Source organism: Candidatus Binataceae bacterium (genome assembly GCA_035650475.1).
Classification (GTDB): Bacteria; Desulfobacterota; Binatia; order Binatales; family Binataceae; genus JAKAVN01.
Window position 1 is genome coordinate 308,578 of record DASRHP010000012.1, and the last position, 18,180, is coordinate 326,757.

Here is an 18,180-nt window from a genome sequence, read left to right on the forward strand (position 1 = left end):
GCTTTACGGAGGCGTGTATGCGGACTGGTTTGGAAGTTCGTCGATGGCGGAGGGGTGCGCTCAGACTAGCAGCAGCTTCTGCGTTCTTGCTCGCGGGGCTTGGCTTGTGTGTTGCCTCCTCTTGGGCGGGTGATGCGTCGGCGCAGGCGCCGGCCGGCACCCAGGATGGAACGTCCGTGGCCAGCAACGTTTTGGCCCAGACCAATACCATGAGCCAGCCTGCCGAAAGCTGGTTCAAGGACTTCCATGTTTCGGGGTTTCTCAACCAGACCGCGGGAATGTGGATCAATCCGACCAATCTGAAGGACTATACCCAGAGCCGCAACAATCTGGCGACTTCCCGCACCTGGCTACAGGTAGACGAGAACTACCGGCTCAACGCCAACAACCAGTTCTTCATGCGCGAGTGGTTCGTGTACGAGCCGCCGTATTCGTTCAACAGCGCCAACAACAAGTTCGGCGCCCACATGCAGGCGCTCAACGACTTCTACAACCAGTACAACGTGCGCGACGCGTGGTGGAAGCTGACGGCCGGGCCGCTGACGCTGTACACCGGCAACCAGATCGTGGTGTGGGGCCAGTCGCTCGCCTTCCGCGTGGGCGACGTGATCAACCCGCAGGACACGAACTGGAACTTCGGCTTCGCCAACCTCGAGCAGTCGCGCATGCCGCAGTGGATGATCCATCCGATCCTCAACCTGCCCGACTGGGGAGCATTCAACTCGAACTTCATCGAGGGCGTATTCATCCCCGGCGTGGAGCCGCTGTGGAACAGCGTGGACCATCCCGACGGCCGTTACAGCGGGGAATACGACATCGCGGGGCGTGTGAACAACGGCTTTCCGGCGGCCAACCACGCGCCGAGCGCACGGTTTGACGTGCACTATCCCGACTTTGCCTATCCGGGACGCACCGTCACCTTGGGCGGCGACTATCCGGTCGAGCCCGGTGCGACGAATCTGATTGCCTCGCCTTTCAGCCGCGTCTTCTACATGTGCAACAACGCGCCAGCCGGCTTCCCCGTTCCCTCGCTGACCGGGTTACTGGCCTTGACCGGACAGAAGAACCCGGCGCCGATGAGCCTGCGGCGCAACTGCAACTTTGCCAACGGGCTGGTCAACGTGGGCGCGTGGCACGTGCCGGCGGTGCAGTGGAAGAACATGGAAGAGGGGGTGCGCTTCCATACTCTGATCGGGAGCAACGAAATCACGGCCCTGTACTTCAACACTTTCCAATACTATCCGGTCATCTCGTGGGTGCCCTACACCGGCAATTTCCCGGCCGTATTTGAGCCGGTGCAGTACATGGGAGCGACGATCGACCGGCCGGTGCCGATGCCGCCCAGTCTGGCTGAATACTTCCCCTTGGTGGCGCGCGCGGAGGCGGTTTATCAGAACCACGCGCCATTCGTGAACTTCAACATGACCCAGCCTAACGCCATCCGGTTTTCCGACCTCATGACCTACATGCTGGCGGTCGACCTTGACCAGGCCTACGCGCCATGGCTGACCACGACCGGCAACCTGTCGGCGAACTTCGAGTTCCTCGACATGATTGCCATGGATGGCGTCAACAACCTGCTCGACGGTCCCAACGGTGGTGACCTCAATAACAACGCGTTGAAGAACGACATCAGCATGTTGTTCAACGTCGGCACCTCTTACTGGTGGAACGCGTTCGCGCCGACCTGGACGATGATCTATGAGCCGAAGGGCACGACCTTCGCGCTGTTCCCGTCGATCCAGCTCAACCCGCCGTGGACCAATAAGTATTTCGCCAAGCTGGGCGTGATCTACGTGCTGGGCGGCGACCGGAACTACGTGAGCCCGGCGCTATTCAAGGGCGAGAACATGATTACGGTTTCGGGCCAGTACAACTTCAGTGCCATGTAGGCGAGGCGTTGCACAACAGGGAGAGCTTGTTGTAAAGAGACCGAACGGGGAGAACCCATAAAAGAGCAACTGAGAGCGTGCCGCGGCGGGCCTCTGCTCGCCGCGGCACCCGCCTGTATCAGGGTAGGAAAGGAGGTGAACGCGACTTAAGTAGGGCTGCGGACTGACATACCGGAACGGGGTTTTCATGACCGAATCTCTTCGGTTTGAAGGGAGGAAGATATGGGGACTGGAACGCGCAGGCGAAGTTTCTCGGGGGAACTTGTAAGACTGGCGGCCGCCCTCGCCCTCGTTATGGCCGCGTCCGGCTTGTATGTGTCCGATACGCATGCGGGCGACCTTTCAGCCCAGGCTGCACCACCCGACCAGACCTCTGCCGCCTCGCCGGCCGGCAGCGTGCTCGCGCAAACCAATACGCTGGGCCAGCCCACCGAGGCCTGGTTCAAGGACTTTCACCTCTCGGGGTTCCTCAATGAGACCGCCGGGATGTGGACCAATCCCACCACGCTGAAAGATTTCACGCCGAGCCGCAATAATCTGGCCACGGCACGCACCTGGCTACAGGCGGACGAGAACTACCGGCTTGACGCCAACAACCAGTTTTTCATGCGTGAGTGGTTCATCTACGAGCCACCGTACTCGTTCAACAGCGCCAACAACCACGCCTATGCATGTAGGCCAGACCTTCTGGGGCCCGCGGGTTGCGGCAACACCGGCGGCGCGCCGATGTATCGCCTCAACGACTTCTACAACCAGTACAACGTGCGCGACGCGTGGTGGAAGCTGACCGCCGGGCCGCTGACGCTGTACACCGGCAACCAGATCGTGGTGTGGGGCCAGTCGCTCGCCTTCCGTGTGGGCGACGTGATCAATCCGCAGGACACGACTTGGAACTTCGGATTTGCCAACCTCGAACAGTCGCGTTTGCCGCAGTGGATGATCCATCCGATCTTCAACCTGCCCGACATGGGGCCGCTCAACTCGAACTTCATCGAGGGGGTACTGATTCCCGGTTTCCAGCCGGTGTGGAATTCATGGCAATATCCGGACAAGCGCTTCGACGGTTTCCAAGGAACGGCGGGCCGTGTCGACGCGGGCTTCCCGGCAGCAATGCACGGGCCGAGCGCACGGTTCGACGTGCACTACCCCTATCCAGTGCCGGGCGCGACCATCAACACGCTGCCGGTGGGAACGCCGCCTGACCTGGTCGTCGAGCCCGGAGCGCAGAACCTGATCCCGCCCCCAATCAATCGCTTCGTCTTCCAGTGCACACAGTTTCAGGCGCTGTTCCTGCCCATCTTCCACAACGGCAAGAATCCGACACCGGCGAGCCTGATCCGGCCCTGCGATCTGAGCAAGGGCGTGGTGCTGGCGCCGTGGCACGTGCCGGCGATGACGCTGGGCAACATGCAGGAAGGATTGCGCTTCCACACCCTGATCGGGAGTAACGAAATTACGGCACTATACTATAACTCCTTCCAGCGTGACCCGATTGTGGCCTGGCAGCCGTACACCCAGACCTTCCCTTTCATCTACGAGCCGGTGCAGTACGCGGGAATGACGGTTGACCGGCCGGTACCGATGCCGCCGAGCCTGGCCGAGTACTTCCCGCTGGTGTTCCGCGCAGAGGCGGTCTATCAGAACCACGCGCCGTTCATCTCGTTCAACTACACCAGCATGCAGGACTTCCGTTATTCGGACATCCTCACGTGGATGCTGGCATTCGACCTCGACCAGGCCTACGCGCCGTGGCTGACGACGACCGGCAACCTGTCGGCAAACTTCGAGATACTCGACCCGATTGTGATGGACACGGCGCACAACATGGCTACCGGCCCCAACGGCAACACGGTTCCGGAGCCGATCACGAAAAACGACGTGCAGATGCTGTTTAACATCGGGACGTCCTACTGGTGGAATGCCTTTGCGCCAACCTGGACGATGATTTATCAGCCCAAGGGAGAGAGCTTCGCGCTCTTCCCCTCGATCCAACTCAATCCGCCGTGGACTAACAAGTACTTCGCCAAGATCGGCGTGATCTACGTGCTGGGTTCGGACCGCCAGACGCTGGGTGTCGGCCTCTTCAAGGGCGAGAACCTGATAACCGTTACCGGTCAGTACAACTTCAGCGCCCTGTAGGCGACCTGCCGGCTTTCTGCTTGCTCGTAGAGCCGCGGCGGGGCGCAAGCTCCGCCGCGGCTTTTTTCCTCCTGGCCAGCGGGCGTGCCCGGCAGCGCGAAACCGGCTTGCCAGCCAGCCAACTACCCATGTACGCTTGGGTACCGCTGTGCAACGCGCCCAGGGGAGAGCGCGTCGGCCGGCTCGAATAAGATTGCCCCGCCGGCATCTATGTTTAGCCGGACGTCAGTTCGCATGGCCACCATTTCCCAGGAGGTACGGGCTTACGATGGGCCGTAGGGTGGGCTTGGCACTAGCCGCGGCGCTGATGATCGCGCCGCTAGCGGGCTGCAACTCGGGGAGCAATGCGACCGCCGGGGGCGATTACTTTCCGTTGACCCCCAACTCGACCTGGACCTACCAGATCGTCAGCAAGAGCCAGCGTACCCAGTATCAAATCACTGATCGCGTGCTGGGCGTGAAATACGTTCCCTCGCTCAAGGTGACCGGTTCTGTGGTCAACGAATCGTACAGCCTGTCGCGCGGCGGCACGCGTCCGCTGGTCTATTTTTCCAAGGACGGATACATCTCGCGGCTCTCTGCGCTCGATTATGACCAGAAGGCGATCCAAGGACCTTCGTGGGGCCGCTCCGAGGAGGCCGAGTTTCTGCCGCTTCATCTGGCGCCTAACCTGACTTGGAAGAACACTATCTTTCCCTACGGCCATCTCGCCGGCGCCTTCGATATTAGCCAGACCCATCGCACATTTGCCGAGACGCACGAGATCGACGTCCCGGCCGGCCATTTCGCCGGATGCATCCGGATTGAAACCGACGCCCAATACGAAGGTGGCGCCTATGCCCAGCACGGCGAGCATCTCAAGCTCGCTTATGTCGACTGGTACGCGCCGAACGTCGGGTTGATAAAGACGGTTGCGCTTGAGGGCGGAGCCAAGGGGCCCGAGATGGAGCGCGTCGAACTTATCCGCTACCGCGTCACGCCGCTCCAGCGCGCTGCGCACTAGCGAAGATCGGTAGAGCTCCCGGCCTTGGGCCGCCGCATCAAGATGCTGCACACGGGGCAGGGCGAGGGAGCCGACTTGGCCGGACTAGGGATTGGGTTGCTGGCGGTTGGAGTCCGCGGTTTTGTCCGGCGCCCAGTCGATAGCCACCGCGTCGACATAGAACCCGCTATGACCAGGCTCGCCGATACGCCGCGTATGCTCCATCATCTTGATATACTGGCCGGCCTGGTTGGCGGTGTTGTTGGCCGAAGTGACCTGGGTTTCGGTTTCGTTGGGCGTCGGGCCATAAAGCAGCGTTTTTACGTCCTGCGATTTGGCGTTGAGGATCAGCAGCGCCTGCGCGCCGGTGGCGCACGCCCTGCGCTTGAGCTCGGGCAGCACGCCGGACTCGTTCTTCGAGATGTCGGCCCACACGTCGATGATCGCGACCTGCTTGTAAGCGACAGTGGGTTCCGAGGTCAGGACCGGCATGTTGCAGTCGGGCGGCTTGGCCGCATGCATCTCCGGCGACACCTGCGAAACCATCACCTGCGTCGGACGCTGGCTCCAGCAACCGGCCGCGCCAGTCGCAAAGGCGAGCAGCAGGGCGGCGGCGGTGGACGCGGCGCCTCGCCGATGCGTGCGCGCCAAACGACGAACATTCATCGGACAACTCCCGTTGCGGGCAAGGCTATCACGCCATGCTTTCCGCGGCCAGATTGCGCGGGCGTCGTGCGAGTGGCGCCAGCCTGACGACCCCCTTTCCGCGCCCCCAACGCAGGCATAGGATTAAGACGATGCCCCGATGGATGAGCATTACGGCTGTTGTGTTCAGCAGCTTGGGGCTGCTGGCGACGTCGTCGTGCATGGCGGTGTCCAGCCCGAGCGGCTTCGCCGGCACGTCGCCCGCGGGGAGCTATTCCTTCGAGCGCAACTCCTCCAGCGGATCCGCGTCGAGCGGATCGCTGTTCGGAACTTCTTCGTCCACGACGGGCAGCGCGTCTTCAAGCTCTGGCACTTACGCCTCGGCGAGTTCTTCATCGACTGGCGATCCCGACTCGGCCGGGGCGGTTCCGCCCGGATACTCCAACGACAGCGCGCAAAGCAGCGCGTTGACCAGCTACCTTCAGAAGAATCGCCTACCGCTGGTCGGTGCACAGGTTTTGACGAACGGCTCCGGCAATCGTGAGGTCATCCTCTACGGCTTCGTCGCCACCGATTTCGGCAAGCAGGACGCCGTTGACAAGGCGCGCCGCTATCTGCACGCTCCCGACGTCGCCGTGGTCAACCGCATCGCGGTACGGCCCGAGCTGCTCGCCTCTAACGGCTCCGGCGCGCCGTCGTCAGCTCCCTCGACGCCGCCGAGCGGCTCGTACAGTCCGGGTGGAGTCGGCAGCCTGCAAAGCTACGAGAATCAGACCCAGCAGGCGCAGAGCCAGCAGTACCTGCAGAATCAGAACGGGCTTGCCGCGCTGGTCCCGCTGATCGGGATGATGGGATTGCTGAGCATGGGTAACAGCAGCTTCGGAATGGGCTACGGCGGTTATCCGCCGACCTACGGCTCGCCCTTCTCGCCCTTTGGCGCGCCCTACAGCCCCTACCCGATGACGCCGTACGGGTCACCCTACGCATCTCCTTACGGAACTCCGTACTACGGCTACGGTGGCGGCTTCACCTTCCCATAAGCGAGTACAGGACTCTCAGCTCAGCTCGCGGAAAAAAGCACGTACGTCCTCGGCGAGCAGCGCCGGCTCCTCCATCGCGGCGAAATGCCCGCCCGACGGCATTACGGTCCAGTGCACGACGTTGTAGGCGCGCTCGGCCCAGCTCCGTGGCGGGCGCATCAACTCGCCCGGGAAAACTGCGACGCCGGTGGGCGTCTCGATCCGCGTATTGGGCCTCAGCCGCCAGGGATGGTGGCGCGCTTCGTAGTACAGCCGCATGGATGAATTGATCGTGCCGGTCACCCAGTAGATCGTCACGTTGGTGAGGAGCTGATCCTTGCTGAAGCGCCGTTCGACCTCGCCGCGGCAATCGCTCCAAGTGCGAAACTTCTCGATGATCCATGCCGCCAGCCCGGCCGGCGAATCGTTGAGTCCGTAGGCCAGCGTCTGCGGCTTGGTGCCTTGGATCCACTGGTAACCGGTTTCCTGCTGGCGGAAGCGCTCGAGGTCGCCGAGAAAGATTTTCTCCTCCTGGCTGAGCTCCGTCGGGCGGCGCCCCTCGGCCGCCCCGACCGCGATCATGTTGATATGGATGCCGTAGAGGTGGGGCTGGTAGAGCTCGCCCAGGCGCGAGGCTATCGCCGCGCCCCAGTCGCCGCCCTGCGCGCCGAAACGCCGGTAGCCGAGCACCTCCGTCATCAGCTTGAACATGAGGTCGGCGATCGCCTGGATATTCATCGCGCGCGTGCGCGGATGGTCGGAGAAGCCGTAGCCCGGCAGCGATGGCGCGATCACTGTAAACGCGTCGCGCGCGTCGCCGCCGTGCGCCGCCGGATCAGTCAGCATCGGGATGATCCGCATGAACTCGTACACTGAGCCCGGCCATCCGTGGAGCAGCAGCAGCGGCCTGGGATTGGGACCGCGGCCCTGCTCGTGGATGAAGTGGATGCCGAGGCCGTCAACTTCAGCGCGGAAATGCGCGAAGCGGTTGAGCTCGCGCTCATGTGTGCGCCAGTCGTATCGCGTCCGCCAGTAGTCGATCAGGCCGCGCAGGTAGGCGAGGTTGGTTCCGTAATCCCACTCGGAGCCGGGAATCTCGTCGGGCAGGCGCGTGCGCTCGAGCCGCGCGCGGAGGTCGTCGAGCACCGCGTCGGGGATATTGATCGTGAACGGGTGCGGCTTCGCATTCACCATTGATAAATCCTCACTCCCCTTTCTCTGAAGCGGAAGGGGGTCGGGAGTCAGGTCATTTCAGAGACGGCCCGCCTTCATTTCGCGGCCAGCGCCTCCTTGACCAGCTGGCTCGCCACCCGTCCGTCGAGCTGTGCGCCGAAGCGGTCCTTGAGCGCCTTCATCAGCGGGCCCATCTGGCGCACGCCGGAGGCGATTTGCTCGGCGATCGCCGTGCGCAGCTCGTCCTCGCCGACCGCCGCCGGGATGTAGCCTTCCAGGATGCGCGCTTCCTCTTCGTTCTGCGCGACGAGGTCGGCACGGTTGGCCTTGCGCGCAAACTCCAGCATCTCCTCGCGTCGCGCGCGCTCGCGCTTGAGCACCGCCACGATCTCGGCCTCGCTCGCTTCGCGCCGGACGTCCTTCTCCACGCGGGTGATCTCGGCGAGCACGCCGCGCAGGGTCATGGTGCGCACCTTGTCGCCGGCCTTCATCGCCGCCTTGAGGTCTTCCTGGAATTTCTGTTTCACGCGCTTTTCTCCAGATCAGCGCTCGCGCCGGGCCTGGCTGCATTTATGTTGATTGCGGCGCGGCCGCGCCTTAATTTACGATCTCGCCGGCGCTCCCGAAAGCGGGCCCGTTGGCGGTCGATCAGCGAACCTTGACGACGTCCGGCGACATTGCGCGCGTCAGGTGATATGACCGAAAAGATGAACATTCCCCGGCGATCAGGTTGAATCGGCATGGTCAATGCCCGACGCGATTCTCGGTTCGCGAGCGATGCTCCGGGCCGATCAGCAGCACAAGGAGCCATACGATGCCGCAGACGCAGAAGAACCTCGACCCGCCGTCGCTTCGGATATGGCTCGACCTGATGACTTTCGCATGGAGGGGACTCGCGCTGGCAGCCGCGGTCGAGCTCGACCTCTTCAGCCGAATCGCTGACGGCAACCTTACGGCAGAGATGATCGCGGCTGCCGCCGGCACCGCCGAGGACGCGACTCGCCGGCTGCTCGACGCGCTTGTTGGCCTCGGCTACCTCAAGCGCAGCAGTCAGCAATACCGGCTCACCTCGGGCGCGGCGGAATACCTCGTGCGCGGCAAACCGCTCTACATGGGCGAGAGTGCGACGCTGGGCAAGATGCTGGCGGGCACGTGGTCGATGCTGCCCGAGGTCGTGCGCAGCGGCCGCCCGCTCAACCAGCAGGCCTCGCCGCAGGACGCGCAGGAGTTTTTCGCCAGACTGGTCCCGGCGCTCTTCGCCAACAACTTCAACGCCGCGAGCGCCGCCGTCGCGCGCCTGACGCCGAAGGAAAAAGCCGGGATTAAGCGCATCCTCGATATCGGCGCGGGCGCCGCCGCATGGTCGATTCCGTTTGCGCGCGCGCTGCGCAAGACGCGGGTCACCGTGGTTGACTATCCGGCGGTCGCCCGCGTCACGCGCGAATATGCCGAGCGATGGGGTGTTGGCGACCGCTACGATTATCTCGAAGGCGACTTCAACCGGGTCGAATTCGGCGCGGGCTTCGACCTCGCGATCCTGGGCCATATCCTGCACGGCGGCGCCACCGAATGGGCGCGCGGGCTGCTGCGCCGATGCGCCGCGGCGCTGAATCCGGGCGGGATGCTGCTCATCGGGGAGTTCGTGCCCAACGACGAACGCACGGGCCCGGAGCTCGCGCTGCTGTTCGGACTCAACATGCTGATCAACACGCAGGACGGCGACGTTTACACGATGCGCGAGTATCGCGAGTGGCTCAAGCAGGCCGGCTTCCGCAAGGTCGCGACGATCGAAGCTCCGCACGTCTCGCCGCTGATCCTGGCGACGAAGTAGAGGTCGCGCCGCCGGAGGCGTCTGTCGCTCCGGTGGCGTCCCGCGCGCGTGCCGGACGCGCGCGCGAAAGCGCAGACTACTGTCCCGCGCGCAGGACGTGGACCGGAAACGGCACTTCCTTGCCGCGCAGATTCAGCGTGCGCTCCTCAGCCCCGGAATACTTCCCCGCCAGCGCCTCATAGACGTCGGCGCCGAGCAGAATCTCGCCGGCGGCCGCGCTCGCAGCCAGCCGCGAGGCGGTGTTGACGGCGTCGCCCAGCGCGGTGAAATCCACCACCCCTTCGGAGCCCACGTTGCCCACGTAGGTCATGCCCGAGTTGACCGCGACGCCGATCGGCATCCACGGCTCGCGCCCGCGCCCGTAGCCGACGGCGCCCATCAGGGCGAGCGCGGCCTCCGCCGCCTTGCGCCGGTAGTCCGGGCCGCATATCCCCGGGATGAACAGCGCCATCACCTCGTCGCCGATGAGCTTGTCGACGAGCGCGTCGCGCCGGATCAGCACCTCGGTCGCGGCGGCATAGAAACGATTGAGCGCCGAGGCATACTCGGCCGGCCCCAGCCGTTCCCCCAGCATCGTCGAGCCGCGGATATCGGCGAACAGGATCGCGATGTCAACTTCCGCGCCGCCGGGCGGAAGGGCTTCACATCAGAAGGCGCACACCAACGGATTCTTGCGCGACGGCCGGAAACCCAGCAGCCCGACGATCTTGCCGCCGATCCCGCCAAACGGATTGTGGCAGACCTTGCATCGTGGCGGACCGGGAAGATAGCGAAACAGGCGATGGAGGATGGTGATGCTGGGGTGGCCCTCGGTCAGCACCTTGCGCCAGGTTTCCCGCTGCTCCTCGGTCATCTGCTCCCCGGCCATCGGATCGTCCTCCGGGCGTAGTTTCCGGCAGCTAAGCGCCGGTGCCGATTCGCTGCGCCATGCTGACCCTCTTGCTAATGGGAGTCAATTCGGGGAGCGGCGGCGCTCCGAGGTTTGAAGCCCGTGTGGGGAAAATCTATAGTGGCGCCGCGCCGGGCTTCGGGCGAAATCCATTCGCGGGGATGGCAACGATGGACATCGGCAAGGTCGGAGCGTTCTGCTTTCTCGACGCGATGACGACGCCGGAGAGCGTCGCGTTCTGCCGGCGCGTCGAGCGCATGGGCTACAAGGTCCTGTGGACGCCCGAAGCGTGGGGCCGCGAGCCCTTCTCGCACGGCGGTTACCTGCTGGCGCGGACCGACCGCCTAATCTATGCCACCGGCATCGCGAACATCTGGGTGCGCGATCCGATGTCGATGGCGTCGGCGGCAAGAACGCTGGCGGAAGCCGCCGAAGGTCGCTTCATTCTCGGCATCGGTGTCAGCCATCGCTCGCTCGTCGAGGAATTGCGCGGGCATCAGTACGTCAAACCCTTCAGTTACATGAGCGAGTACATTCCGCGGATGAAGCAGGCGCTGTACAAGGCGGCAGCGCCCAAGGCCGAGCCTCCGCTGGTCATCGCCGCGCTGCACCCCAAGATGCTCGCGCTCGCTGCGCGCGAGGCGCAGGGAACGCATACCTACATGTGCGGTCCGCAGCATACCGCCAAGGCGCGGGCGATCATGGGCCCGGACAAGTGGGTTTGCGCGAGCCTGGTCGTGATCCTCGAGCGCGACGCGGCCACGGCGCGCGCCCGCGCCCGTGAGCACCTCAGCTTCTACGCCAACCAGCAGAACTACCGCCGCATCCTGATGTCGCAGGGGTTCACCGCGGCTGACTTCGAAAACGGATGCAGCGATCGCCTGATCGACACGATGATCGCGTGGGGCAGCGAGGACAAAATCGCTGCCCGCATCGAGGCTCTGCTCGCGGCCGGCGCCAATCACGTTTGTCTGATGCCGCTGCGGTGTGATTCAAGCGGCCTGCCCGACGAGCGCGCGCTGGGGGCCTTCGCCCCGCGCTGATCCCCGCGATCTCGTAGGTCACTGCCTGGCGGCGGGCGCCGGCGGCAGCCCGATCGACGCATGGTCGATCACGTAGCGCCATCTGCCTGCCGACTGGTGCAAAAGCTCGGTGGTGCGCACGCGCATCGTGACCGGCTTGCCGTCGGGCCCGTTCATCGTGTCGTCCCACATTCCGACGTTGACGATGTAGGCCTTGCCGATCGCCTTCGAATCGGAGCTTATTGACTTGAGCGTCGATTTGCCGGCGCTCGCGCATTGCTCCTTGATCACCTTTTCTATCGCGGCCTTGCCGGTTGCGACCTCGCCCTCGCCGGGCCAGATCAAAGTCGCGTTATCTTCGTAGAGCGCGAGCACCGCAGGAACGTCGCATTCTTGGAAAGCCTTGGCGAAGGCCTCCGAGTGCGCCTTGACCGTGGCCGCCGGGTCGGCCAAGGCCGTCCCGGCACACATCAGGACTACCGCCAGGCAAACCAACCTCCGCTTTCCCATGGCAAAGCCTCTTCCAGCCGGAATTCCGCCGGCAGGTTTCCAAAGCCGATTCGGGTATCCGGGTGGATGCTGGTGGGTGCATCTAAGCGAGTCAATTAGTCAAATCGGTAAGCCTCGGTCGGCGATTGTGGGAAAGAAAATCTCCTTGCTTCGTGCCGATCTTGCGCTGTCGCCCGGGATGGAAAGAAAAGATCGCTGAACCAAGGCCGTCGGAGTGAAGACCACGCACAACGATTTTCCGGGTGACCCGCCGCGGTTTGACCGTGATACCTCACGTTCCCGTGCGGTAAAGGAGATGCATGCGAATCTTTTTTTCTGTTTCTCCAATGAGCCCAATAGGAAGGACGAAACGCAATCGTCCCTTCGGCTGCTCAACCTGATCCTCGTTTGACTCTCTGCTCGTTTCGCGCTAGAAGCCAGCTTCAGAAACTGAACCGTGCTTCATCGGATCACTGCCGCATGAGCGTGCGCGAGCGCAAAGCGCGCGAGCGCCGGGCCCGGCGCGAGGCCATCCTCGCCGCCGCCGCCAAGGTCTTTGCCGCCCACCGGCTCGAAGGCGCCACCGTCGAGATGGTCGCGCGCGAGGCCGAGGTCGCCGTCGGCACCATCTACCTCTATTTCTGTTCGCGCGACGACGTTTTCCTCAGTCTGATGGCCGAGCGCATCGGCCGCCTGCGCGCCCGCTATCTCGAAATCCGCGCGCGCGGTCTCGCGCCCGCCGACGAGGTGCGCGCGATCGGCGCGGCCTACCTCGATTACCTCAGGGAGTCGCGCGGGCTGTTCCTCGCGCAGCTCGCGGTCGATTTTGGCAAGCTCCCGCTGCGCCTGTCGCGGCCCGAGGAGCTGGAGCGCTACGAACAGGTGCGCCGGCTCGGCCGCGAGTGCTTCAACTTGTGGCGCGACGCGGTCGGGCGGCTGCTCGGCGGCGCAGGCGAGGCGAACGCCGCGGCCACACGCGCGGCGACCGTTATCTGGGCCGCGCTCAACGGCGCTTTCCTGCTCACCGGCGACGAGGCGATCTTTCGCGATGTGACCGGGCTTGAGGCGGCGGGACTGCCCGAAGAGACCTTCGAATTTCAGCTCGCGGCGGCCGAAGCTGCGGCGGCCTCGACGCGGCGAAACGGGATGCATCCGGAGAACGGCAACCGGACGGCGAACGGACACGGCGGCAACGGCAAGGGTGCCGCGCGCCCCTCGCCGCGGAGGCGGCGCAAAGCGGCGCCGGCCGCGAATGGCTAGTCGAATCGAAACGGCAAACAGCCTGAGAACAGCTTCTCCGGAGGAGATCTGATTATGAAATTCACGTGGTTTCACCTCATGCCCTATCGCTACCTGCCCGATGACTTCAAGCAGAAGTACCGCAGCGTATGGGTCGATATCCCGCGCGACCTCTACGACCCGAAGATAGGCCATCGGCTATACAACGACTACCTCGATCAGCTCGAATTCGCCGACCGCATGGGCTACGACGGGCTGGGCGTCAACGAGCATCATCAGAACGGCTACGGCCTGATGCCCTCGCCGAATATCATGGCGGCGGCGATCGCGCGCCGCACGCGCAACGCCAACCTGGTCGTGCTGGGCAACTCGATCGCGCTGTACAATCCGCCGGTGCGGGTGGCCGAGGAGTTCGCGATGCTCGACGTGTTGAGCGGCGGACGCCTGGTCGCGGGCTTTCCGGTCGGCACCTCGATGGACGTCAACTTCTGCTATGGCGAAGTGCCGGCGACGATCCGCGCGAAGTACCTCGAGGCCCACGAGCTCATCGTCAAGGCGTGGAAGGCGCGCGCGCCGTTCGCCTTCAACGGCAAGTTCACCAAGCTGCGCTACGTCAATCTGTGGCCCAAGCCGCTCCAGCAGCCGCATCCGCCGATCTGGATCCCGGGCGGCGGTTCGGTCGAGACCTGGGACTTCGTCGCCGACCACGACTACCAATACTCATTCCTTTCCTACTTCGGATATATCGCGGGCAAGAAGGTCGCCGACGGCTACTGGAACGTGATGGCGAAGAAGGGCAAAGAGCTCAACCCCTACAGCCTCGGCTTCGCCCAGATCATCGCGGTCGCGGAAACCGACGAGCAGGCCGAGCGCGACTACGCCCAGCACATGGACTACTTCTTCAACCGCTGCCTGCACGTCTACCTCGGCTACGCCGACGCGCCGGGCTACCGCACGCCGAGCACGATCAAGGCCGGCCTGCTGGGCCAGATCACGCGCGACGCGGCGCTCGTACGCGCCGCGATGAAGTGGAAGGACTTCGTCGATCAGGGCTACGTGATCGCGGGCTCGCCCAAGACCGTGCGCGAGCGCCTGCGCGAGGCGATCAAGAGCCTCAGGTGCGGCCATCTGATGCTGCTGCTGCAGATCGGCTCGATGCCGCCCGAATTAACGCGCAAGAACACCGAGTTGTTCGCCCGCGAGGTGATGCCGCATCTGCGCGACCTGTGGAGCGAGTTCGAGGACCGCTGGTCGCCCAAGCGGCTGCCCGAGAGCGAGCTCGCGATGCCGGCGCCGGTGTCGTTCAAGCTCGAAGTCGACAGCGGCAAGCGCAACGGCAAGACCAACGGTAAAGGGCGCAAGGCGGCCGCCGCCGAGGCGAGGAGTTCAGCGAAGTAATGAAGACCCATCACAAACTGCGCGACGGCAAGTGGTCCGTCGAAATGGAAGTCACCGGTAGTGGCGAGCCCCTGCTGTTCATCCACGGCGCCGGCGGCCTGCTCGGCGTCGATCCCTTCCTCGAAGACCTGGGCCGCAGCTTCAAGGTTTATGCGCCGCATCTGCCGGGCTACGGCGAGTCGACCGGCGGCGAGCTTATCGACGACGTGATCGACGCGGCGCTGTTCTACCATGAGCTGATGGACGACCTCGGGATTGCGAGCGCCAACATTGTCGGCCATTCGATGGGCGGGATGCTGGCGGCCGAGGTCGCCGCGCTCGACACCCGGCGGGCGAAGAAGCTCGTGCTGGTCGGTCCCGCCGGCTTCTGGCTTGACGAGCATCCGATTCCCGACCTGTTCGCGGCCGACCTCGATGAGCTGCCCGCGCTGCTCTTTCACGATCCCAAGTCGCCGCTGGCGCAGATGATGGTCGCGCTGCCGTGGGACGACCAGGAGGCGCTGACCGCGATGTTCATCGAGCGCACCAAGCGCTTCTCGACCGCGAGCAAGTTCCTGTGGCCGATTCCCGACCGCGGCCTGAAGAAGCGCGCGTACCGGATCGCGGCGCCGACGCTGCTGGTGTGGGGCGAGTCAGACCGGACGATCCCGCCCGCCTACGCGCGCGAGTTCCTTGGCAGCATTCGCAACTGCCGGCTGGCGACCATCAAGGAGGCCGGACACATGGTGATGTACGAGCAGCCGGCCGAGTTCGTCAAAGTGGTGACGGAGTTTCTCAACGCCTGAGGCGTCGGTGCTGCGACGAGCGAAACGACGGCCGCGGCGCCTGGGGCGCCGCGGCCGTTACATTTTGGCGAGCTCGCAGGCCGGCAGCAGGCCTCGGCCGCATCTGCGGCGCGATGCGGAGCGCCGCACAGGCAGCATCGAGACGCCAGATAAACTTCGCTATCCCTTGGGCAGGCCGAGCACGCGTTCGCCGATGATGTTGCGCTGGATCTCGCTCGAGCCGGCGGCGATGGTCAGCCCGCGCGACGCGAGCATCCGGTACAGCCAGCGCCCCTCGTCGATCGCGAACGGCGCGTCGAGCTCGATCTGCCCGTAGGCCCCGAGCAGCTCCATCGCGAGCCTGTTCATCCGCAGGTTTATCTCGGTCGTCACGACCTTGACGATCGAACTCTCCGGCCCCGGCGGCAGCCCTTTGAGCTGACGGGTGAGCTGGCGGAAGTTGAGCAGCCTGAGCGCCTGCGCCTCGCAGTAGAACTGCGCGACCTGCTGGCGGACGTCGTCGTCCTCCCATGCGCTACGGCCGTTGCGGCGCACGCTTTTGGCGAGTTGGATCAGCTCACCGACGTTGTTGTCGAGCCCGCGATAGCGCCGCTCGTACATCAGCGAGGTCAGCGCAACCAGCCACCCGTTGTTTTTCTCGCCGACGACGTTTTTCTTCGGCACCCGCACGTCTTCGAAGAAGACCTCATTGAAGCCGCGGTCGCCGGTCATCTGGACCAACGGGCGCACCGTGATTCCGGGACTGTGCATATCGACCAGCAGGTAGCTGATGCCCTTGTGCTTGGGCGCGTCAGGGTCGGTGCGCACGAGCAGGAAGCACATGTCGGCGTGATGCGCGTCGGAGGTCCAGACCTTCTGGCCGTTGACAATGAAGTCGTCGCCGTCTTCAAGCGCGCGGGTCTGGAGCGAGGCGAGGTCGGAGCCGGAGCCGGGCTCGGAGTAGCCCTGGCACCAGATCTCGGTTGCCGCGAGCATCGGCGGCATGTAGCGTTGGCGCTGTTCCTCGGTGCCCCAGATCATCAGCGTGGGGCCGACGAGCCCGATGCCCTGCCCGTTGACGAGCATCGGCGCGCGCGCCCGCTCCAGTTCCTCCTGGTAGATCATCTGCTGGGTGAGGGTGGCGCCGCGGCCGCCGTATTTTTCCGGCCAGTGCACGGCGACCCATCCGGCGGCGCGCATCTTCTTGTGCCAGGCCAGCCGCCGCTCCCACTCGTCGCCCTCTTCGCTGTGCATGAACTCGAGCATGAAGCGATGGCGCCGCTCGCTCGGCGGCAGGTTGGCGTCGAGCCAGGCGCGGAACTCGCGGCGAAAGGCCTCGTCCTGCTCGCTCAGCTTGAAATCCATCTGCGCTCCCCTCACTCGATGCGCCGCGTGGGGCCGCCGCGCGGCGGTTCAGGTTGCAGGCAGCGGCGCCTGCGCGGTCAGCCCTTGGGCAGGCCGAGCACGCGTTCGCCGATGATGTTGTGCTGGATTTCGCTGGTGCCGCCGGCGATCGTGAATGCCCGCGCGCGCAGCATCCGGTAGCTCCACACGCCGCGCGCGAGCGCCCACGGCACCTTGTGTTCGAGCTGGCTGTACGGCCCGAGCAGCTCCATCGCAAACTTCGTCATTCGCACATGCAGCTCGCTCGCGCCGAGCTTCATCACCGAGCCCTCGGGCCCCGGCGGCAGCCCCTTCAGCCGGCGCGTGAGCTGGCGGTAGGCGGTGTACTTGAGCGCGGCCGCCTCGAGGGCGAACTGGGCGATACGCTGGCGGACGGCGCTGTCGTCCCATGCAGTAGCGCCGTCGCGCGGGATGGTTTGCGCCAGGCGCGCCAGTTCGAGCACCTGGTTGGTGTTCATGTTGGGGTCGCCGACGCCGCTGCGCTCGAACATCAGCGTGGTGATCGCGACCTGCCATCCTTTGTTCTTCTCGCCGACGAGGTTCTCTTTCGGCACGCGGACGTCTTCGAAGAAGACCTCGTTGAAGCCGCGCTCGCCGGTGATTTGGATCAGCGGGCGGACGGTTACGCCCGGGCTGTGCATGTCAACGAGGAGGTAGCTGATGCCGCGATGCTTGGGCGCGTCGGGATCGGTGCGCGTGAGCAGGATGCACATGTCGGCGTGATGGGCGTCCGACGTCCAGACTTTCTGGCCGTTGACGATGAAGTAGTCGCCGTCCTCGACCGCACGGGTCTGGAGCGCGGCGACGTCGCTGCCGGCGTTGGGCTCGGAGTAGCCCTGGCACCAGATTTCGTCGGCCGAGAGGATCTTCGGGATATAGCGCTTCTTCTGTTCCTCGGTGCCCCACTGGATGAGCGTCGGCCCGACCAGCATCGTGCCGAGCTGGTTGACCAGCGCGGGAGCGTGCGCGTGGGCCAGCTCCTCGTCGTAGATGACCTGCTGGGTGAGCGTGGCGCCGCGTCCGCCGTACTCCCTGGGCCAGCTGATTCCGACCCATCCGCCCGCGTGCATCTTCTTGTGCCAGGCCAGGCGCCGCTGCCAGTGGCTCGCGCCCTCGTCGGCGAAGGAATCCTCGGCCGCTTCGTTCCGCTCGCGGCGCGGCAGGTTGGCCTCCAGCCAGGCTCTGAGCTCGGCGCGAAAGGCTTCGTCCTCGGGGCTGAACTTGAAATCCATCGCTCCTCGCGTTGGGCCTGATTGGCGCGCGGCGCGCGTGCCCGCGGCAGCGAAGAAATTTT

17 protein-coding genes are annotated in these 18,180 nt (G+C 64.6%); 9 read left to right on the top strand and 8 right to left on the bottom strand.

All coding sequences use genetic code 11. The annotated features are described in order from the left end of the window. Positions 1 to 176 precede the first annotated feature (176 nt). The 3 genes from VFB33_13005 (at position 177) to VFB33_13015 (ending at position 5,034) form a co-directional block, all read left to right on the top strand. Positions 177 to 1,892, top strand: a complete 1,716-nt coding sequence (locus tag VFB33_13005; GenBank protein HZO82605.1) for a hypothetical protein — start codon at positions 177 to 179, stop codon at positions 1,890 to 1,892. A 315-nt stretch (positions 1,893 to 2,207) separates the two neighbouring features. Further along, positions 2,208 to 4,031, top strand: coding sequence for a DUF1302 family protein (locus VFB33_13010; GenBank protein HZO82606.1), 1,824 nt, complete (start codon positions 2,208 to 2,210; stop codon positions 4,029 to 4,031). Between the two features lie 268 nt (positions 4,032 to 4,299). Then, a complete protein-coding gene (locus VFB33_13015; protein HZO82607.1) occupies positions 4,300 to 5,034 on the top strand; it encodes a hypothetical protein in 735 nt (244 codons plus the stop codon). Between the two features lie 84 nt (positions 5,035 to 5,118). Here VFB33_13015 and VFB33_13020 read toward each other — a convergent pair whose 3' ends face one another. Beyond that, positions 5,119 to 5,679 (bottom strand): hypothetical protein, encoded by a 561-nt coding sequence (locus VFB33_13020; GenBank protein HZO82608.1) that lies wholly within the window; start codon positions 5,677 to 5,679, stop codon positions 5,119 to 5,121. Positions 5,680 to 6,125: 446 nt separating this feature from the next. Between VFB33_13020 and VFB33_13025 the strand changes: the two genes are divergently transcribed. Continuing rightward, positions 6,126 to 6,698 carry a BON domain-containing protein gene (locus VFB33_13025; GenBank protein HZO82609.1) on the top strand — a complete coding sequence of 191 codons (573 nt, stop codon included), beginning with the start codon at positions 6,126 to 6,128 and terminating at the stop codon, positions 6,696 to 6,698. A 15-nt stretch (positions 6,699 to 6,713) separates the two neighbouring features. Here the strand turns inward: VFB33_13025 and VFB33_13030 are convergent, their stop codons facing one another. Together VFB33_13030 and VFB33_13035 are read right to left on the bottom strand one after the other, a co-directional pair. After that, positions 6,714 to 7,871 carry an epoxide hydrolase gene (locus VFB33_13030; GenBank protein ID HZO82610.1) on the bottom strand — a complete coding sequence of 386 codons (1,158 nt, stop codon included), beginning with the start codon at positions 7,869 to 7,871 and terminating at the stop codon, positions 6,714 to 6,716. A 74-nt stretch (positions 7,872 to 7,945) separates the two neighbouring features. After that, entirely contained in the window at positions 7,946 to 8,377 is a 432-nt protein-coding gene (locus tag VFB33_13035; GenBank protein ID HZO82611.1) for a GatB/YqeY domain-containing protein, read from the bottom strand. A gap of 287 nt (positions 8,378 to 8,664) precedes the next feature. Between VFB33_13035 and VFB33_13040 the strand changes: the two genes are divergently transcribed. Beyond that, the gene (locus VFB33_13040) at positions 8,665 to 9,681 is read left to right on the top strand and encodes a methyltransferase (protein HZO82612.1); all 1,017 of its coding nucleotides are present in this window, start codon (positions 8,665 to 8,667) and stop codon (positions 9,679 to 9,681) included. A 76-nt stretch (positions 9,682 to 9,757) separates the two neighbouring features. On the opposite strand, the gene VFB33_13045 is transcribed toward VFB33_13040, so the two are convergent. Together VFB33_13045 and VFB33_13050 are read right to left on the bottom strand one after the other, a co-directional pair. Further along, a complete protein-coding gene (locus VFB33_13045; protein ID HZO82613.1) occupies positions 9,758 to 10,291 on the bottom strand; it encodes an adenylate/guanylate cyclase domain-containing protein in 534 nt (177 codons plus the stop codon). 36 nt (positions 10,292 to 10,327) lie between these two features. Further along, the gene (locus tag VFB33_13050) at positions 10,328 to 10,549 is read right to left on the bottom strand and encodes a hypothetical protein (GenBank protein ID HZO82614.1); all 222 of its coding nucleotides are present in this window, start codon (positions 10,547 to 10,549) and stop codon (positions 10,328 to 10,330) included. A gap of 191 nt (positions 10,550 to 10,740) precedes the next feature. On the opposite strand from VFB33_13050, the gene VFB33_13055 reads away from it, so the two are divergent. After that, positions 10,741 to 11,613: a TIGR03620 family F420-dependent LLM class oxidoreductase gene (locus tag VFB33_13055; GenBank protein ID HZO82615.1), complete on the top strand. Its 873-nt coding sequence runs from the start codon at positions 10,741 to 10,743 to the stop codon at positions 11,611 to 11,613. An 18-nt stretch (positions 11,614 to 11,631) separates the two neighbouring features. Here the strand turns inward: VFB33_13055 and VFB33_13060 are convergent, their stop codons facing one another. Then, a complete protein-coding gene (locus VFB33_13060) occupies positions 11,632 to 12,102 on the bottom strand; it encodes a nuclear transport factor 2 family protein (GenBank protein HZO82616.1) in 471 nt (156 codons plus the stop codon). Between the two features lie 459 nt (positions 12,103 to 12,561). On the opposite strand from VFB33_13060, the gene VFB33_13065 reads away from it, so the two are divergent. From VFB33_13065 to VFB33_13075, 3 genes are read left to right on the top strand one after another with little or no spacing between them, the layout of a single operon-like run. Then, complete coding sequence (locus VFB33_13065; GenBank protein ID HZO82617.1) at positions 12,562 to 13,341, top strand: TetR/AcrR family transcriptional regulator; 780 nt, start codon at positions 12,562 to 12,564, stop codon at positions 13,339 to 13,341. Positions 13,342 to 13,395: 54 nt separating this feature from the next. Next, positions 13,396 to 14,718, top strand: a complete 1,323-nt coding sequence (locus VFB33_13070) for an LLM class flavin-dependent oxidoreductase (protein HZO82618.1) — start codon at positions 13,396 to 13,398, stop codon at positions 14,716 to 14,718. Next, a complete protein-coding gene (locus tag VFB33_13075) occupies positions 14,718 to 15,503 on the top strand; it encodes an alpha/beta fold hydrolase (protein HZO82619.1) in 786 nt (261 codons plus the stop codon). The genes VFB33_13070 and VFB33_13075 overlap by 1 nt, the downstream gene beginning before the upstream one ends. Before the next feature lie 159 nt (positions 15,504 to 15,662). On the opposite strand, the gene VFB33_13080 is transcribed toward VFB33_13075, so the two are convergent. Both VFB33_13080 and VFB33_13085 read right to left on the bottom strand, forming a co-directional pair. Continuing rightward, positions 15,663 to 16,847, bottom strand: a complete 1,185-nt coding sequence (locus VFB33_13080; protein HZO82620.1) for an acyl-CoA dehydrogenase family protein — start codon at positions 16,845 to 16,847, stop codon at positions 15,663 to 15,665. A 77-nt stretch (positions 16,848 to 16,924) separates the two neighbouring features. Further along, positions 16,925 to 18,118, bottom strand: a complete 1,194-nt coding sequence (locus VFB33_13085; protein HZO82621.1) for an acyl-CoA dehydrogenase — start codon at positions 18,116 to 18,118, stop codon at positions 16,925 to 16,927. Between the last annotated feature and the right edge of the window lie 62 nt (positions 18,119 to 18,180).

Bases quoted from the DNA above. Each gene is read 5' to 3' on its own strand.
- VFB33_13085 (HZO82621.1), bottom strand. From the start codon at position 18,118: ATGGATTTCAAGTTCAGCCCCGAGGACGAAGCCTTTCGCGCCGAGCTC.
- VFB33_13075 (HZO82619.1), top strand. From the start codon at position 14,718: ATGAAGACCCATCACAAACTGCGCGACGGCAAGTGGTCCGTCGAAATG.
- VFB33_13060 (HZO82616.1), bottom strand. From the start codon at position 12,102: ATGGGAAAGCGGAGGTTGGTTTGCCTGGCGGTAGTCCTGATGTGTGCC.
- VFB33_13040 (HZO82612.1), top strand. From the start codon at position 8,665: ATGCCGCAGACGCAGAAGAACCTCGACCCGCCGTCGCTTCGGATATGG.
- VFB33_13080 (HZO82620.1), bottom strand. From the start codon at position 16,847: ATGGATTTCAAGCTGAGCGAGCAGGACGAGGCCTTTCGCCGCGAGTTC.
- VFB33_13020 (HZO82608.1), bottom strand. From the start codon at position 5,679: ATGAATGTTCGTCGTTTGGCGCGCACGCATCGGCGAGGCGCCGCGTCC.
- VFB33_13065 (HZO82617.1), top strand. From the start codon at position 12,562: ATGAGCGTGCGCGAGCGCAAAGCGCGCGAGCGCCGGGCCCGGCGCGAG.
- VFB33_13030 (HZO82610.1), bottom strand. From the start codon at position 7,871: ATGGTGAATGCGAAGCCGCACCCGTTCACGATCAATATCCCCGACGCG.
- VFB33_13070 (HZO82618.1), top strand. From the start codon at position 13,396: ATGAAATTCACGTGGTTTCACCTCATGCCCTATCGCTACCTGCCCGAT.
- VFB33_13055 (HZO82615.1), top strand. From the start codon at position 10,741: ATGGACATCGGCAAGGTCGGAGCGTTCTGCTTTCTCGACGCGATGACG.
- VFB33_13015 (HZO82607.1), top strand. From the start codon at position 4,300: ATGGGCCGTAGGGTGGGCTTGGCACTAGCCGCGGCGCTGATGATCGCG.
- VFB33_13050 (HZO82614.1), bottom strand. From the start codon at position 10,549: ATGGCCGGGGAGCAGATGACCGAGGAGCAGCGGGAAACCTGGCGCAAG.